Origin of the sequence: Pseudomonas sp. p21, assembly GCF_001642705.1 — a bacterium.
GTDB lineage: Bacteria > Pseudomonadota > Gammaproteobacteria > Pseudomonadales > Pseudomonadaceae > Aquipseudomonas.
In genome coordinates, this window is sequence record NZ_LWBV01000002.1 from 720,890 (window position 1) to 737,769 (window position 16,880).

The 16,880-nt window shown below is 63.0% G+C and carries 15 protein-coding genes; 3 read left to right on the forward strand and 12 right to left on the reverse strand.

Going from position 1 to position 16,880, the window contains the following annotated elements:
- Positions 1-217: 217 nt before the first annotated feature.
- The 7 genes from A4C63_RS08230 to A4C63_RS08260 all read right to left on the reverse strand — a co-directional run bounded on the left by A4C63_RS08230 (position 218) and on the right by A4C63_RS08260 (position 9,765).
- Entirely contained in the window at positions 218-1,114 is an 897-nt protein-coding gene (locus A4C63_RS08230) for a response regulator (RefSeq protein WP_063912251.1), read from the reverse strand.
- 164 nt (positions 1,115-1,278) lie between these two features.
- Positions 1,279-2,049, reverse strand: a complete 771-nt coding sequence (gene phoU, locus A4C63_RS08235) for a phosphate signaling complex protein PhoU (RefSeq protein WP_063912252.1) — start codon at positions 2,047-2,049, stop codon at positions 1,279-1,281.
- 187 nt (positions 2,050-2,236) lie between these two features.
- Positions 2,237-3,070, reverse strand: coding sequence for a phosphate ABC transporter ATP-binding protein PstB (gene pstB / locus A4C63_RS08240; RefSeq protein ID WP_063912253.1), 834 nt, complete (start codon positions 3,068-3,070; stop codon positions 2,237-2,239).
- Positions 3,071-3,142: 72 nt separating this feature from the next.
- A complete protein-coding gene (gene pstA / locus A4C63_RS08245) occupies positions 3,143-4,759 on the reverse strand; it encodes a phosphate ABC transporter permease PstA (RefSeq protein ID WP_172827501.1) in 1,617 nt (538 codons plus the stop codon).
- 71 nt (positions 4,760-4,830) lie between these two features.
- Positions 4,831-7,119, reverse strand: a complete 2,289-nt coding sequence (locus A4C63_RS08250) for an ABC transporter permease subunit (RefSeq protein ID WP_063912255.1) — start codon at positions 7,117-7,119, stop codon at positions 4,831-4,833.
- Positions 7,120-7,258: 139 nt separating this feature from the next.
- Complete coding sequence (locus A4C63_RS08255) at positions 7,259-8,257, reverse strand: phosphate ABC transporter substrate-binding protein PstS (RefSeq protein ID WP_063912256.1); 999 nt, start codon at positions 8,255-8,257, stop codon at positions 7,259-7,261.
- A 218-nt stretch (positions 8,258-8,475) separates the two neighbouring features.
- Positions 8,476-9,765 carry an MFS transporter gene (locus tag A4C63_RS08260; protein ID WP_063912257.1) on the reverse strand — a complete coding sequence of 430 codons (1,290 nt, stop codon included), beginning with the start codon at positions 9,763-9,765 and terminating at the stop codon, positions 8,476-8,478.
- A 361-nt stretch (positions 9,766-10,126) separates the two neighbouring features.
- On the opposite strand from A4C63_RS08260, the gene A4C63_RS08265 reads away from it, so the two are divergent.
- Both A4C63_RS08265 and A4C63_RS08270 read left to right on the forward strand, forming a co-directional pair.
- On the forward strand, positions 10,127-10,525 hold the full coding sequence (locus A4C63_RS08265) for an acyl-CoA thioesterase (RefSeq protein WP_003253317.1): 399 nt from the start codon (positions 10,127-10,129) through the stop codon (positions 10,523-10,525).
- 71 nt (positions 10,526-10,596) lie between these two features.
- The gene (locus tag A4C63_RS08270; protein WP_063912258.1) at positions 10,597-11,493 is read left to right on the forward strand and encodes a D-hexose-6-phosphate mutarotase; all 897 of its coding nucleotides are present in this window, start codon (positions 10,597-10,599) and stop codon (positions 11,491-11,493) included.
- 124 nt (positions 11,494-11,617) lie between these two features.
- Here the strand turns inward: A4C63_RS08270 and A4C63_RS08275 are convergent, their stop codons facing one another.
- The 5 genes from A4C63_RS08275 to A4C63_RS08295 all read right to left on the reverse strand — a co-directional run bounded on the left by A4C63_RS08275 (position 11,618) and on the right by A4C63_RS08295 (position 15,230).
- Positions 11,618-12,151, reverse strand: coding sequence for a DUF3299 domain-containing protein (locus A4C63_RS08275; protein WP_371033897.1), 534 nt, complete (start codon positions 12,149-12,151; stop codon positions 11,618-11,620).
- A 48-nt stretch (positions 12,152-12,199) separates the two neighbouring features.
- Positions 12,200-12,445 carry a GlsB/YeaQ/YmgE family stress response membrane protein gene (locus tag A4C63_RS08280; RefSeq protein WP_063912260.1) on the reverse strand — a complete coding sequence of 82 codons (246 nt, stop codon included), beginning with the start codon at positions 12,443-12,445 and terminating at the stop codon, positions 12,200-12,202.
- Positions 12,446-12,541: 96 nt separating this feature from the next.
- Complete coding sequence (locus A4C63_RS08285) at positions 12,542-13,624, reverse strand: 5-(carboxyamino)imidazole ribonucleotide synthase (RefSeq protein ID WP_063912261.1); 1,083 nt, start codon at positions 13,622-13,624, stop codon at positions 12,542-12,544.
- Positions 13,625-13,634: 10 nt separating this feature from the next.
- Positions 13,635-14,126 carry a 5-(carboxyamino)imidazole ribonucleotide mutase gene (purE, locus tag A4C63_RS08290; RefSeq protein ID WP_003253304.1) on the reverse strand — a complete coding sequence of 164 codons (492 nt, stop codon included), beginning with the start codon at positions 14,124-14,126 and terminating at the stop codon, positions 13,635-13,637.
- A gap of 171 nt (positions 14,127-14,297) precedes the next feature.
- Positions 14,298-15,230, reverse strand: coding sequence for a LysR substrate-binding domain-containing protein (locus A4C63_RS08295; RefSeq protein ID WP_161797629.1), 933 nt, complete (start codon positions 15,228-15,230; stop codon positions 14,298-14,300).
- A gap of 182 nt (positions 15,231-15,412) precedes the next feature.
- Between A4C63_RS08295 and aspA the strand changes: the two genes are divergently transcribed.
- The gene (gene aspA / locus A4C63_RS08300) at positions 15,413-16,837 is read left to right on the forward strand and encodes an aspartate ammonia-lyase (protein WP_063912413.1); all 1,425 of its coding nucleotides are present in this window, start codon (positions 15,413-15,415) and stop codon (positions 16,835-16,837) included.
- Positions 16,838-16,880 lie beyond the last annotated feature (43 nt).

Sequence of the window (16,880 nt, forward strand, 5' to 3'; positions counted from 1 at the left end):
GATCTGTCGAAGCCTAGCAGCGGGTTTTGTGGCGGGTATGACAGTTGGTCGGATGGCCCTGGGATGCGCAGCTTTTTTGTAGGAGCAGCCTTGTGCTGCGAATGGGCTGCAAAGCAGCCACCAGGTAGCAATGCCGCCGCAAGCATTGCCGGGGCTGCTTCGCAGCCCATTCGCAGCACAAGGCTGCTCCTACAAAAAGCGCGGTGTGAGGCTGGGATCAGGCGCCCGGGGTGAAGTGCTTCTGCGCCGTCCCGCGGGCAATCAGCCGCGACAGGTAGTCGAGCTTCTGGGCATCCTGGTCGACGAACTTGAAGGTCAGTTGCAACCAGTCACTGTCGGGCTTGGGCTCCAGTGCCGCGATGGCATGCAGGTAGCCGTTCAGGCGTGCGACTTCGGCGCTCTCGCCCTGCTCCAGGTCCAGCACCGCGCCCTCCAGCACCTGCGGCAGCACTTCGCCACGGCGCACCACCAGCAGGGCCTCTTTCAGGCTCAGCGCCTTGATCACGCACGGCTGCATGCCGCTGGCCAGGCGCAATTGGCCCTGGCCGCGGCCAGTCGGCGCGGGGGCAGCGGGCCTGGGGGCACTGGCCAGTGGCCTGGCGGGTACGGGTGCCGGCGCTGGCGCCGCGACCTTCACCGCTTCAGGCTTGCCGGCTGTCAGCGCATTCAGCGAGTCATTGGCGAACGCCGAATTGATCCGCGCCGGGCCACTGGCCATCAGGCTGTCGAGCTTGCCGATCTTGGCCAAGGCCTTTTTCACCTTGGTCAGCAGCTGCTCGTTGGTGAACGGCTTGCCGACAAAATCGGAAACGCCCGCCTGGATCGCCTGGATGACGTTTTCCTTGTCGCCACGGCTGGTCACCATGATGAACTGCAGGTTCTTCATCGCAGGCTGCTGGCGGCACCAGGTGAGCAATTCCAGGCCGGACATTTCCGGCATCTCCCAGTCGCACAGGACCAGGTCGAACGCTTCCTTGCCCAGCATCGCCATGGCCTTGCGACCGTTGACGGCATCGTCGATGGTCATGCCCGGGAAGGCATTACGCAGGCATTTGCGGACCAGGTCACGGATAAACGGGGCGTCATCCACGACCAGCACATTCACTTTACTCATCGATACTCCTTCTGAATCCCGACTAGCCTACTGCCGAATAATGGCCATTTGCTACAACCTGGTCACGCCGGGACTTCTTCACATCGTTCGCGGGTGCCTGCCGGCTCCTCGACCGCAAACGAAAACGCCCGGCCAAGGCCGGGCGTCGATGCTCGGGAGCAACCTTACTTATCGTCAGGTTCAGCCGGAACATTAGCGTTTTCGCCGTCAGCGACAGCGGTGCCCTGCACTTCTGCCGTCATGCGCTTGAGGCCCATGTGACGCACGTCGGTACCGCGCACCAGGTAGATCACCAGCTCGGAGATGTTGCGCGCATGGTCGCCGATGCGCTCCAGCGAACGTAGCACCCAGATCACGCTCAGTACCCGCGAAATCGAGCGCGGGTCTTCCATCATGTAGGTCACCAGCTCACGCAGGGCGGTCTTGTATTCACGGTCGATGGTCTTGTCGTACTGGGCCACCGACAGTGCCAGTTCGGCGTCGAAGCGGGCAAAGGCGTCCAGCGCGTCGCGGACCATGTTGCGTACCTGGTCACCGATGTGGCGCACCTCGACGTAACCGCGCGGCGACTCGCCTTCCTCGCACAACTGGATGGCGCGGCGGGCGATCTTGGTCGACTCGTCACCGATGCGCTCCAGGTCGATCACCGACTTGGAGATGCTGATGATCAGGCGCAGGTCGGAGGCCGCCGGCTGACGACGGGCGAGGATGCGCAGGCACTCCTCGTCGATGTTGCGCTCCATCTGGTTGATCTGCTCATCGACTTCGCGCACTTGCTGGGCCAGGCCCGAGTCGGCTTCGATCAGCGCGGTAACTGCGTCGTTGACCTGCTTTTCGACCAGGCCGCCCATGGCCAGCAGGTGACTACGCACCTCTTCGAGCTCGGCGTTGAACTGCTGGGAAATGTGATGCGTAAGGCTTTCTTTGTTGATCATCGTTCGCTCCGCGAAGAAGCTGCAAGCTTCAATTTGTTCGTGTCATACCCTGGCCCACCCTGGCAAACACATCCTGTGGGAGCGGGTTCACCCGCGAACACCGGCGAAGCCGGTGCCAGACACCGCAGCGCCTGCTTCGCGGGTAAACCCGCTCCCACAGGGGCCAGGCACCTGTCCCGAGCGGCTGCTAGCCGTAGCGACCGGTGATGTAGTCTTCGGTCTGCTTCTTCGCCGGGTTGGTGAACAGGGTGTCGGTATCCCCGAATTCGACCAGTTTGCCCATGTACATGAACGCGGTGTAGTCCGAAACACGGGCCGCCTGCTGCATGTTGTGGGTCACGATGACGATGGTGTACTTGGATTTCAATTCGTAGATCAGTTCCTCGACTTTCAGTGTCGAGATCGGGTCCAGTGCCGAGCACGGTTCGTCGAGCAGCAGCACTTCCGGCTCCACGGCGATGGTGCGGGCAATGACCAGACGCTGCTGCTGGCCACCGGACAGGCCCAGTGCCGAGTCGTGCAGGCGGTCCTTGACCTCGTCCCACAGGGCCGCGCCCTTCAGCGCCCACTCGACCGCTTCGTCGAGCACGCGCTTCTTGTTGATGCCCTGGATACGCAGGCCATAGACCACGTTTTCGTAGATGGTCTTGGGGAACGGGTTGGGCTTCTGGAACACCATGCCCACACGGCGGCGCAGCTCGGCCACGTCTTCGCCCTTGCGGTAGATGTTGTTGCCGTACAGGTTGATGGCACCTTCCACGCGGCAGCCGTCAACCAGGTCGTTCATGCGGTTGAAGGTGCGCAGCAGGGTCGACTTGCCGCAGCCGGACGGCCCGATGAAGGCGGTCACGCGCTGCTTGGGGATATTCATCTGCACATCGAACAGCGCTTGCTTGTCGCCGTAGAACAGGCTCAGGCCCGGCACTTCGATGGCTACGGTTTCTTCGGCCAGGCGCAGGCCCTGCTTGTCGCGGCCCAGGGCAGACATGTCGATGCCGTGGGTATGGGATTCTTGCTGCATGGTCAACTCCATACGCTAACAATTCGTTTCAAAGTACCGCCCGGCTCACGGGCGGCACGCTTGCAATCAGGATCAGCTGTCGAGGGCCTTGTACTTCTCGCGCAGGTGGTTGCGGATCCACACGGCCGAGAGGTTGAGGGCCGCGATCACCAGCACCAGCAGCAACGCCGTGGCGTATACCAACGGCCGTGCGGCTTCGACGTTGGGGCTCTGGAAGCCGACGTCATAAATGTGGAAGCCCAGGTGCATGATCTTCTGGTCCAGGTGCAGGTACGGGTAGTTACCGTCCACCGGCAGCGACGGCGCCAGCTTCACCACACCCACCAGCATCAGCGGCGCCACCTCACCGGCGGCGCGGGCCACGGCGAGGATCATGCCGGTCATCATCGCCGGGCTGGCCATCGGCAGGACGATCTTCCACAGGGTCTCGGCCTTGGTCGCACCCAGGGCCAACGAGCCTTCGCGCACGGTACGCGGGATGCGCGCCAGGCCTTCCTCGGTGGCCACGATCACCACCGGCACGGCCAGCAGCGCCAGGGTCAGCGATGCCCACAACAGGCCCGGGGTACCCAGGGTTGGCGCCGGCAGTGCTTCAGGGAAGAACAGACGGTCGATCGAGCCACCCAGCACGTAGACGAAGAAGCCCAGGCCGAACACGCCGTAGACGATCGCTGGTACACCGGCCAGGTTGTTCACCGCGATGCGGATCAGGCGGGTCACCGGGCCCTGTCTGGCATATTCGCGCAGGTACACGGCAGCCAGCACACCGAACGGGGTGACGATCACGGCCATGATCAGGGTCATCATCACGGTACCGAAGATGGCCGGGAAGATACCGCCCTCGGTGTTGGCTTCACGCGGGTCATCGCTGAGGAACTCCCAGACCTTGGTGAAGTAGGTGCCCAGTTTGGTGAAGCCCGACATGGCGTTCGGCTGGATGGCGTGCACCACCTTGCTGAGGTTGATTTCCACTTCACGGCCGTCGCCATCGCGGGCCACCAGGCTGTCGCGGGCGAAGGCCTGGTGCAGGCCGGTCAGGCGGTCTTCGATGGCCTTGTAGCGGCTGTTAAGCTCGGCACGCTCGGCGTCCATGTCGGCCTGGGCGGCGGCGTCCAGCTTGCCCTCCAGCTCCAGCTTGCGCGCCTGCAGACGCAGGCGCTCGAGGCCATGGTTGATGGCACCGATGTCTTTCTTCTCGAGGCTTTGCAGTTCGCTGTTGAGCTGGTTGGCGCGCTTGAGACGGGCTTGGAGCTCGTTCCAGGCGGCAGCGCCTTCGGCGACCACGCGGCCTTCTTCCTTGACGCTGACCAGGTAGCCGTAGAAGTTGCCCCACTCGCGGCGCTCCAGGGCGATCAGGTCGGTCGGGTGCTTTTCGTCGACCAGCCAGTCGCCGACCACCCAGGTGAAGTCGCTGCCGTTGAGGTCGCGGTTGCCCACCTTTATCAGCTCGCGGGTCATGAACTCCGGGCCCTGGTCAGGCACTGGAAGGCCGGCGCCCTTCAGGCGGGCACGGGGCACTTCTTCCTTTTGCACCACTTCGCCAATGACGACGTGATCGGCCTGGCCCGGCACCTTGTAGGTGGCCTGGACAAGATCGGCCGGCCAGAAGTGGCCCAGGCCGCGCACGGCAATCACCGCCAGCAGGCCAACGGTCATGATCACGGCCATGGCCACCGCGCCGCCGCTCATCCAGACGCCTGGGGCGCCGCTCTTGAACCAGCCTTTGAGGGAATCCTTTTTCACGGATCGCTACCTTTCTATCAAAGCGACGAGTATTTCTTGCGCAGACGCTGGCGAATCAGCTCGGCCAAGGTGTTCATGACGAAGGTGAACATCAGCAGCACCAGCGCGGCCAGGAACAGCACGCGATAGTGGCTGCCGCCGACTTCCGATTCCGGCATTTCCACGGCCACGTTGGCGGCCAGGGTGCGCATGCCCTCGAACAGGTTCAGTTCCATCACCGGGGTGTTGCCGGTGGCCATCAGCACGATCATGGTCTCGCCCACCGCACGGCCCATGCCGATCATCAGCGCCGAGAAGATACCCGGGCTGGCGGTGAGGATGACCACGCGGGTCAGGGTCTGCCAGGGCGTTGCACCCAGGGCCAGGGAGCCTAGGGTCAGGCTGCGCGGCACGCTGAACACGGCGTCTTCGGCGATGGAGTAGATGTTCGGGATGACCGCGAAGCCCATGGCGATACCCACGACCAGGGCGTTGCGCTGGTCGTAGGTTATCCCCAGGTCGTTGGTGATCCACAGGCGCATGTCGCCGCCAAAGAGCCAGCTCTCCAGGTGCGGGCTCATGGTCAGGGCGAACCAGCCGGTGAACAGGATGACCGGGATCAGGATCGCCGCCTCCCAGCCATCCGGGATACGCAGGCGGATCGACTCGGGCAGGCGGGTCCAGGCGAAGCCGGCCAGCAAGATACCGAGCGGCATCAGCAGGAACAGGCTGAACACGCCCGGCAGGTGGCCTTCCAGGTACGGGGCGAGGAACAGGCCGGCGAAGAAGCCGAGGATCACCGTCGGCATCGCTTCCATCAGTTCGATCACCGGCTTGACCTTGCGGCGCATACCAGGGGCCATGAAGTAGGCGGTGTAGATGGCCGCGGCAATCGCCAGCGGGGCCGCCAGGATCATCGCGTAGAACGCGGCCTTCAGGGTACCGAAGGTCAGTGGCGACAGGCTCAGCTTGGGCTCGAAGTCAGTGTTCGAAGCAGTCGATTGCCAGACGTATTTCGGCGCGTCGTAGTTCTCGTACCACACCTTGCCCCACAGCGCGCTGAAGGAAATTTCCGGGTGCGGGTTGCGCAAGCTCAGTGGCAGCAGCTTGCTGCCTTCTTCGATGATGATGCGGTTGGCACGTGGCGACAGGGCCAGGATGCCCGGGCCTTCGGCGGCCGGCTCAACCAGCAGGGTACGGTGCGCGGTGCTGTGGAACACGCCCAGCTTGCCTGCGGCGTCGAGGGCGACGAAGCCCTTGCGGCGCTCTTCGGCGTCGATCTGCACGACCGCGGCCTTGCCCATCTGGAAGGTGCGGATAAGCTTGAAGCGCGATTCGCCGTCCGGGTCACGGGCCATGAACCACTGGGCCAGGCCGCCCTTGGAGTCACCGATGATCAGCGAAATGCCGCCGACCAGCTGGGCGGTGGCGGTGATTTCGGTGTCGGCGCTGTCAGACAGCTTGTAACGGCCGTTGAGGCTCTTGTCGCGCAGGTTGAACACATCTGCGGTGGCACGGCCGTTGATCACGTACAGCCACTGCTGACGCGGGTCGATGAAGATGTTCTTCACCGTTTCAGTCATCTGCGGCAGTACGATGCGGTTTTGCTCGGTGGTGACCTCTTCGGTCATCATGTTTTCGGTGCGGGTCAGCTCGATTACCTGCAGGTGCGCGCCGGTGGAACCGGCCAGCAGCAGGGTGTCGCCGTTGACGTTGACGCTGACATGCTCCAGCGCACGGCCCTGCTCGTCGAGCACGAACGGCTGCTCGCCGTACGGGTAGTCGATGCCGGGGGCGATGGTTTTCTTGTTGTCCGGGTAGGTGATCTTGTAGGTGTGGTGGAACACCAGCGCCTGGCCATTGGACAAGCCCAGCACCACCAGCGGGCTACCCGGCTGGTCGGCACTGATCGAAGTGACCTGGGTGCCTGCCGGCACTGGCAGGTCGAAACGCTTGAGCTCGTTACCGGTCTTGGTATCGAAGAACAGTGCCTGACCCTTGTCCGAAACGCGCATGCCCACCAGGTTCTGCTCTTCAAGCGCGATCATCAGCGGCTTGCCGGCATCCTGTTGCAGCCAGGTCGGCTCCAGGGCCTTCTTGCTGGTCAGTTCGGCACCCTGGAACAGCGGCAGCACCACATAGGCCAGATAGAAGAAGATCAGGGTGATCGCCGCCAATACGGCAAGCCCGCCCACCAGTACATACCAGCGGGTCAGGCGGTCCTTGAGCGCGCGCATGCGGCGCTTGCGTTGCAACTCCGGCGTATTGAAATCAATCCGCACGGGCTGGGAGTTTTGGGTCATGTTGGAGTTGGCCAGATCATTCATGCGCACACCCTAGCGGTCCCGTGTGACAAAAACATTACAAAATGGTGACGCACGAAAGCCCGCCGCACAGGAACCCTGGCTTCGGACTGGAAATTCGTGGAAGAGGCCGGGCATCAGCACCGGCCTCCCCCTCAGTTACTTACTTTTTTGCAACGTTACCTGCGTGGGACAGGCCCAGGTCAGCCAAGGTCTTGTCGACGACTTTGGCCGGCAGCGGGATGTAGCCATCCTTCACCACGACCTGCTGGCCAGCTTGCGACAGCACCAGCTTGACGAACTCGGCTTCCAGCGGGGCCAGAGGCTTGTTCGGGGCCTTGTTGACGTAGACGTACAGGAAGCGCGACAGCGGGTAGGTGCCGTTCAGGGCGTTGGTTTCGTTGTCTTCAACGAATTCGCCACCTTCCTTCTTGGCCAGGGCCACGGTCTTGACGCTGGCGGTCTTGTAGCCGATGCCCGAGTAGCCGATGCCGTTCAGCGAGGAGCTGATCGACTGCACGACCGAAGCCGAGCCAGGCTGTTCGTTGACATTAGCCTTGAAGTCGCCTTTGCACAGGGCTTCTTCCTTGAAGTAGCCGTAGGTGCCCGATACCGAGTTACGGCCGAACAGCTGTACTGGCTTGTTGGCCAGGTCGCCGGTCACGCCCAGGTCACCCCAGGTCTTGACGTCGGCTTTGCCACCGCACAGGCGGGTGGAAGAGAAGATGGCATCGACCTGGGCCATGGTCAGGCCTTTGATCGGGTTGTCCTTGTGTACGAACACAGCCAGGGCGTCTACGGCGACCGGGATGGCGGTCGGCTTGTAGCCGTACTTCTGCTCGAAGGCCTGCAGCTCGACGTCCTTCATCTTGCGGCTCATCGGGCCGAGGTTGGCGGTGCCTTCGGTCAGCGCGGGTGGCGCGGTGGAGGAGCCGGCAGCCTGGATCTGGATGTTTACGTTCGGATATTCCTTCTTGTAGGCCTCGGCCCACAGAGTCATCAGGTTGGCGAGGGTGTCCGAACCGACGCTGGAGAGGTTGCCCGAAACACCGGTGGTCTTGGTGTAGGTCGGGATCGCAGGATCGACAGCGGCTACCGCGTTGGCGGTTGCAACGCCAGCGGCGGCAAAGGTGAGGGCCGCCATCAAACGCTTCAGTTTCATGCCTTGCTCCTAGCAGGAATATTGGGGTGTTGGATGGAACGGGCCCAAGTATCTGTAGGCCGCATGAATACGATATGACTTGAATATGACAATTGGATGAAAGGCCATCACCGAAAAGCAGGTCCGGCCTCTTCGCGGGCACGCCCGCTCCCACAGGGGCTGTGTGAACCCTGTGGGAGCGGGCGTGCCCGCGAAGAGGGCAGCAGCCGTGGCGCAGATCAGCGCTTGTTGGCGAGCAGGTACAGGCCCACGACCAGACCAACGGCACACAGCCCCGCCACATAGTAGGCAGGCGCCATCGGGCTCACTTTCAGCAGCGCAGTCACTATCATCGGTGTCAGCCCGCCAAAGATCGCGTAGGCCACGTTGTACGAGAACGACAGCCCGCTGAAGCGCACCACCGCCGGAAAGGCCTTGACCATTACATAAGGCACCGCGCCAATCACACCCACGCACAAACCGGTCACCGCATACAGCGGGAACAACAGCTCGGGCCGGGTCGGCAGGCTGTGGTAGAAGGTCCAGGAACTGGCCAGCAGCAGCAGGCTGCCGATCACGAATACCCGGCCCGCGCCAAAGCGGTCGGCCAGGCTGCCAGCACCGATGCAGCCGAAGCTGAGCAGCACGATGGCCAGGCTGTTGGCCTTGAGCGAGTCGGTGGGGCTGATGTGGTAGATGCTCTGCAGCAGCGCCGGGGTCATCAGGATGAGCACCACGATGGCGGCCGACAGCATCCAGGTCAGCAGCATCGACAGGATGATCGCGCCGCGATGGTCACGCAGCACCGCGCGCAACGGCAGCTCCTCGGCCAGCGCCTTGCGCTGCTGCATCTCGGCGAACACCGGGGTTTCGTGCAGCCAGCGGCGCAGGTACACCGAGAACAGGCCGAACACACCGCCGAGCAGGAACGGGATACGCCAGGCGTAATCGGCCACTTCCTGCGCGCTGTAGACGCTGTTGATCAGGGTTGCCACCAGCGAGCCAAGCAGGATGCCGGCGGTCAGGCCCGCGGTGAGCGTGCCGCAGGCGTAGCCGGTGTTGCGCTCTGGCACATGCTCGGACACGAACACCCAGGCGCCCGGTACCTCGCCACCGATCGCCGCGCCCTGGATCACGCGCATCAGCAGCAACAGGATCGGCGCCCACATGCCGATCTGTGCATAGGTTGGCAGCAGGCCCATGATCAGCGTTGGCAGGGCCATCATGAAGATACTCAGGGTGAACATCTTCTTGCGCCCGAGCAGGTCACCGAAGTGGGCCATGATGATGCCGCCCAGCGGCCGCGCCAGGTAGCCGGCGGCGAAAATGCCGAAGGTTTGCATCAGGCGCAGCCATTCGGGCATGTCAGCCGGGAAGAACAGCTTGCCGACCACCGTGGCGAAGAACACGAAAATGATGAAATCGTAGAACTCCAGCGCGCCGCCCAGGGCGGACAGTGAGAGAGTCTTGTAGTCACTGCGGGTCAGCGGCCGCGAAGGCTGCTCGATACTGCTGGGCACGGAAGTCATCGCTCGTTGTTCTCTTTGTGGGCATGCAGGCCGCTTGGCATGCGGCTTCTGGATTGGGAGACAGGCGAAGATAGCAAATTGCTGAGCTGCGCCGAAAGCGATACAAAATCCCTACACATATTCATGAATGCGCGGTCGTCGCTGGCCGTTATGCTCTATATACTGACGATTCGTAGGAAAAGGTTGCTCCTAACGTGGGATGTTGTGCGAAAACGCCGGTCATTATTGTCAGACGGTTTCGCAGAGTTTCCCTACGGCCGCCCAGTGAAACGAAATCGGCGTAGTATGTTTCAAGCTGAATCGTTTACCCGGCCTTTGCGCCACACCAACGAAAAGCGTCACGGGTCAGAGGCCCCATCGCATGATTGAGCTCGAACAAGAAGATCCAATCCCGCAAGGCGACCTGGCCTTGCAGATCACCGCACTCCCGCGCGAGACCAACGGGTTTGGCGACATCTTCGGCGGCTGGCTGGTCGCCCAGATGGACCTGGCCGGCACCGCCATGGCCAGCCGTGTCGCCGGCGGCCGCGTGGCCACCGTAGCCATCGACCGCATGGCCTTTCTGGTACCGGTCGCCGTCGGCGCGCAGCTGTCGTTCTATACCCAGACCCTGGAAATCGGCCGCAGCTCGATCCAGATGATGGTCGAAGTGTGGAGCGACGACCCGTTGTCCAGCGAATGGCGCAAGGTCACCGAAGCCGTGTTCGTCTTTGTCGCCATCGACGGCAGTGGCCGCACCCGCTCCGTACCTCGTCGCTAAGCCACGCCGGCGGTAAACTCATTGCATGTGCCCGGGTCCAAGGCCCACTGGCAATCAATGAGATAAATGCAATGGCTACCTTCCAGGTCGTAACCGAGCAACATGGCGAACTCAACTGCTGGCGTATCAGCAGCGACCACGCCGAACTACTGATCGCCCAGCAGGGCGCGCAGATCCTCAGCTACCAGCGCGTTGGCCAGCCACCGCTGCTGTGGCTGAGCGACCAGGCCATCTTCCGTCAGGGCAAGTCGGTACGCGCCGGTGTGCCGGTGTGCTGGCCGTGGTTCGGCAACCTGCAACGCAACCCACAGGCCGTGCAGGCCATGTACAGCGGCGAGCAGGCGCCTGCCCACGGTCTGGCACGCGCGCGTGACTGGCAATTGCTGGGTATCGAGGAGGCGGGCGACGGCCTGCGCATCGAATTCGAACTGCCAGAAGCACAGGGTGACCTGCCTGGCTGGCCTCATGACGTCGAGCTGAAGCTGGTAGTGGAGCTGGGCGAGGACCTGCAGCTGAACCTGACCAGCTGCAACATGGGCAATACCCCCGTTACCATCAGCCAGGCCCTGCACAGCTACTTCGCGGTCAGTGACGTGCGCCAGGCGCGGGTCGAAGGGGTCGAAGGGCTGGGCTATATCGAGACCCTGGCTGGCTGGGAACAACGCCAGCAGCAGGGGCCGCTGGGGTTTGCCGGGGAGACTGACCGGATCTACCTGGCAACCCCGCAGACACTGAGCATTGTCGACCCACATTGGAGCCGGCGAATTACCTTGACCAGCAGCGGGTCGCGCTCGGCGGTGATCTGGAACCCTTGGACCGAGCGGGCCAAGGAACTGCCGGACATGGCCGCTGACGGGTGGCAGCGGATGCTGTGCATCGAGACGGCGAATGTGTGGGATGACCTGGTGGAATTGAAGCCTGGAGCCAGCAGCTCGCTGGGGGTCAGGATTGGCTGTGAAATGATCTGAGTCTTGCAGTGCCTGTGCGGGCCCCTTCGCGGGTAAACCCGCTCCCACAGGGTCTCCACAATACTCAAGGTTTGTGGAGACCCTGTGGGAGCGGGTTTACCCGCGAAGGGGCCGGTGCAGGCAATCAGAGGTCGGCGTCTTCCACCACCCTCACCTTCCCCGCATCCAGCGCATAGGCCGCATCGGCCAGGTCATTGCTGACCTTCTCCACCTTCAGCTTGCCGCTGACCCACAGCGGTGTGTAGATGTCATCGATCTTCAGGCCTTTCGGGTAGCGCACCAGCACCAGCTGGTTAGGCGGTGGTGGCGGCACATGGATGCACGCGCCCGGGTACGGCACCAGGAAGAACAGTGTGCTGTTGCCCTTGGCGTCGCTCTCCAGCGGCACCGGGTAGCCACCCAGGCGAATGTCCTTGCCGTTCATGGCCGCCACGGTCTTGGTCGAGTACATCACCGCCGGCAGGCCCTTGCTCTGCTTCAGGCCACCCTTGTCGGTAAAGGTGCCCATGGCTTCCGGCGAGTTGTGGTCGATTTCGGGCATTTGCTCGAGCGCCTGCTGGTCCGACTCGGGCATCAGCTCCAGCCAGTCGGTTTCAGGCAGTTCGGCATGGGCCAGGGCGCTGGCCAACAGCAGTGGAGCGAGGAAAAAGGCACGCATGAAAATGCTCGGCAACTCGAATGAATTGCCGGGCATTCTAACCACTATTCAGCGTTTCTTGATGAATCCGTAGACCACCAGAAGGATCACGGCACCGACCAGCGCGCCAAGGAAACCCGAAGCCTGCCCGGCCTGGTAGATGCCCAGCGCCTGGCCGCCGTAGGTGGCCAGCAGGGAGCCGGCAATCCCCAGCAGGATGGTCATGATCCAGCCCATGCTGTCGTCGCCCGGCTTGATGAAGCGGGCCAGCAGGCCGACGATAAGGCCGATGAAGATGGTTCCAATGATACCCATGGCAATCCCTCTGCAGTGAAAGTGGAACAAGCCAAAGCCTAGACAGCGCTTTGGCTTGTCGCCATTTCAGAGGGCAAGCCGCTGGCAGAAGTTCGATCAGTTGTCGATCAGGGCTTCTACTTCGGCAATCTTGCGCTCGAGGGTGGCCATGTCGTGGCAGCGCAGGGTGGCGTGGCCGACCTTGCGACCGGCCTTGAAGGCCTTGCCGTAGTGGTGCAGGTGGCAGTCACCGATGGCAACCACCTTGTCCACCGCCGGCACTTCACCGATGAAGTTGAGCATCGCGCTCTCGCCGACCTTGGCGGTCGAGCCCAGCGGCAGGCCGGCGACGGCACGCAGATGGTTCTCGAACTGGCTGCATTCGGCGCCTTCGATGGTCCAGTGCCCGGAGTTGTGCACGCGCGGGGCGATTTCGTTGGCCTTCAGGCCACCGTCGACTTCGAAGAACTCGAAGGCCATCACGCCCACATAGTCCAGTTGCTTGAGCACGCGGCCCACGTAGTCTTCGGCCAAGGCCTGCAGCGGGTGCGCCTGGCTGGCGACCGACAGGCGCAGGATGCCGCTTTCGTGGGTGTTGTGCACCAGCGGGTAGAAGCGGGTTTCGCCATCACGGGCACGCACGGCCACCAGCGACACTTCGCCGGTGAATGGCACGAAGCCTTCCAGCAGGCACGGCACGCTGCCCAGCTCGGCAAAGGTACCGACCACGTCCTCAGGCGTGCGTAGCACCTTCTGGCCCTTGCCGTCGTAACCCAGTGTGCGGGTTTTCAGCACGGCCGGCAGGCCGATGCTGGCCACCGCGGCGTCCAGGTCGGCCTGCGAGAGGATGTCGGCGAAGGCCGGGGTGGGAATACCCAGGTCGCGGAACATGCTCTTCTCGAACAGGCGGTCACGGGCGATGCGCAGCGCTTCGGCGCTGGGGTACACCGGCACGAACTGCGAGAGGAAAGCCACGGTCTCGGCCGGGACGCTTTCGAACTCGAAGGTGACCAGGTCGACTTCGTCAGCCAGCTGGCGCAGGTGGTCCTGGTCGCCGTAGTCGGCACGCAGGTGCTCGCCCAGCGGCGCAGCGCAGGCGTCCGGCGCCGGGTCAAGGAAGGCGAAGTTCATGCCCAGCGGGGTACCCGCCAGAGCCAGCATGCGGCCCAGCTGGCCGCCACCGATTACACCGATCTTCATGGGTTGAGCCTCAAGCCTGGCGCGGGTCTGGGTTGTCCAGCACGGTGTCGGTCTGCTCCGTGCGGAACTGCTTGAGCGCCGCGTGGTACTGCGGGTACTTGGCGCCGAGGATGCTGGCCGACAGCAGCGCGGCGTTGACCGCACCGGCACGGCCGATGGCCAGGGTGGCTACCGGTACGCCGGCTGGCATCTGCACGATCGACAACAGCGAATCGACACCCGACAGCATCGACGATTGCACGGGCACGCCCAGCACCGGCAGGTGGGTCTTGGCGGCGCACATGCCTGGCAGGTGGGCTGCACCACCGGCACCGGCGATGATCACCTCGATGCCACGGCCCTCAGCCTCCTCGGCATACTGGAACAGCAGATCCGGGGTGCGGTGGGCGGAAACCACCTTCACTTCGTAGGGAATGCCGAGTTTTTCCAGCATATCGGCGGTGTGGCTAAGGGTGGACCAATCGGACTTGGAGCCCATGATCACGCCAACCAGTGCACTCATCGTCGAGCCTCTTCGCTTGTGCGCCCTTGGGCGCGTCAAAAAACAACAAGCCACGCGGGACGACCGGCGTGGCTTGTTTGCTGATCAGGACCGGACGCATCCGGTCGAAAGGCCGCGCAGTATACCGTAAGGTGGTGCGTTTAAGGCACCCCGGCGACCAACTGTCGGCCCTTATTTTTCGGGGCTTTGGCTGACTTTCGGGTCAACCATTGCCGCCCCTTCGAGCTTGCGCCACAACAGCCTTACATTGGCCTTGCGCACCAGTGCGCAGCGGTACAGGCGAATTTCCAGCGGCACGTGCCACTGGCTACCGCCACAGATCGCCAGTTCGCCCCGTTCCAGTTCGCCACGCATCGACAGCCGCGGTACCCAGGCGATGCCCATGCCTTCCAGCGCCATACTCTTGAGGCTGTCTGCCATGGCGGTTTCATAGACAGTGGTATAGCGCAGGTTGCGCTGGCGCAGCAGCAAATTGACCGAGCGACCGAGGAACGCGCCGGCGGTATAGGCCAGCAGCGGCACGCTGCCCTCGCCTTCCAGGTCGAACAACGGCTTGCCGTCGGCATCCACGGCGCACACCGGCAACATTTCAGTGGTACCCATGTGCAGCGACGGGAAGATTTCGGCATCCATCTGCAGGGCGGCATCGGGGTCATAGAAGGCCAGCATCAGGTCGCAGCCACCTTCGCGCAATGCATGCACGGCATCTCCGACGTTGGTCGCAACCAGCCGGGTGGCGATGTTCAACCCGTCGTTGCGCAACTGGGCCACCCAACGCGGGAAAAAGCCCGACGCCAGGGAGTGTGCCGCGGCCACCTGCACCACCTCACCCTGCCCCCCTTCAAGATGATGCAAATGGCGGAGAATTTCGCTTAACTGGTCGACAACAGTACGCGCCGTGACGAGAAAAAGCTGGCCGGCCTCGGTCAGTTCGATCGGCGTGCGGGAACGGTTCACCAATTGCAGGCCCAAGGCTGCTTCCAGGCTGCGAATACGCCGGCTGAAGGCCGGTTGGGTGACGAAACGCCGCTCTGCCGCCTGGGAAAAACTGCGGGTGGCGGCCAGCGCGCTGAAGTCTTCCAGCCATTTGCTTTCAAGGTTCACGAAGCACATCTCCTGGCGTGCACCAAAATGGAACACGCTCGAATGTCAATTGGCGTCACATGAAACACTATGCCGTTTGTGCATAGGTTAGCGTGCAACAGCATTGGCCGCAAAATCACCTTCAGGCCTAGGATTGGCGCCATTCCGGCATGTGCCGGGTCAAAATCGAGATGATATACATCATGTCCTCCGCTGCATCGTTCCGCGTCGAAAAAGACTTGTTGGGTACCCTTGAAGTTCCTGCAGATGCCTACTACGGCATCCAGACCCTGCGCGCTGCCAACAACTTCCACCTCTCCGGTGTTCCGCTGTCGCACTACCCGAAGCTGGTCGTGGCCCTGGCCATGGTCAAGCAGGCTGCTGCCGACGCCAACCGTGAGCTGGGTCACCTGAGCGATGCCAAGCACGCTGCCATCAGCGCAGCCTGCGCCCGCCTGATCAAAGGCGATTACCACGACCAGTTCGTGGTGGACATGATCCAGGGCGGTGCTGGTACTTCTACCAACATGAACGCCAACGAAGTCATCGCCAACGTCGCACTGGAGGCCATGGGCCACCAGAAGGGTGAGTACCAGTACCTGCACCCGAACAACGACGTGAACATGGCGCAGTCGACCAACGACGCCTACCCGACGGCCATCCGTCTGGGCCTGCTGCTGGGCCACGACGCCCTGCTGGCCAGCCTCGACAGCCTGATCCAGGCCTTCGCTGCCAAAGGTAAAGAGTTCGATCACGTACTGAAGATGGGCCGTACCCAGCTGCAGGACGCCGTACCGATGACCCTGGGCCAGGAATTCCGCGCCTTTGCCACCACCATGACCGAAGACCTGCAGCGCCTGCGCTCGCTGGCCCCGGAACTGCTGACCGAAATCAACCTGGGCGGTACCGCCATCGGCACCGGCATCAACGCCGACCCTGGCTACCAGGCTCTGGCCGTACAGCGCCTGGCTGCCATCAGCGGCCAGCCGCTGGTACCAGCTGCCGACCTGATCGAAGCCACCTCCGACATGGGCGCCTTCGTGCTGTTCTCCGGCATGCTCAAGCGTACCGCAGTCAAGCTGTCGAAGATCTGCAACGACCTGCGCCTGCTGTCCAGCGGCCCGCGCACCGGCATCAACGAGATCAACCTGCCAGCGCGTCAGCCAGGCAGCTCGATCATGCCAGGCAAGGTCAACCCGGTTATCCCGGAAGCCGTCAACCAGGTGGCCTTCGCCATCATGGGCAACGACCTGGCCCTGACCGTCGCCGCCGAAGGTGGCCAACTGCAGCTGAACGTGATGGAGCCGCTGATCGCCTACAAGATCTTCGACTCGATCCGCCTGCTGCAACGCGCCATGGACATGCTGCGCGAGCACTGCATCGTCGGCATCACCGCCAACGAGCAGCGCTGCCGTGAACTGGTCGAACACTCGATCGGCCTGGTCACCGCCCTGAACCCGTACATCGGCTACGAAAACGCCACCCGTATCGCCCGCGTTGCCCTGGAAACCGGCCGCGGCGTGCTGGAACTGGTGCGCGAAGAGAAGCTGCTGGACGACGCGATGCTCGACGACATCCTGCGTCCGGAAAACATGATCGCTCCCCGTCTGGTTCCGCTGAAGGCGTAACCAGGTCGCTGTAAACAGTCTCACCAGGTCGAGGGACTAGACA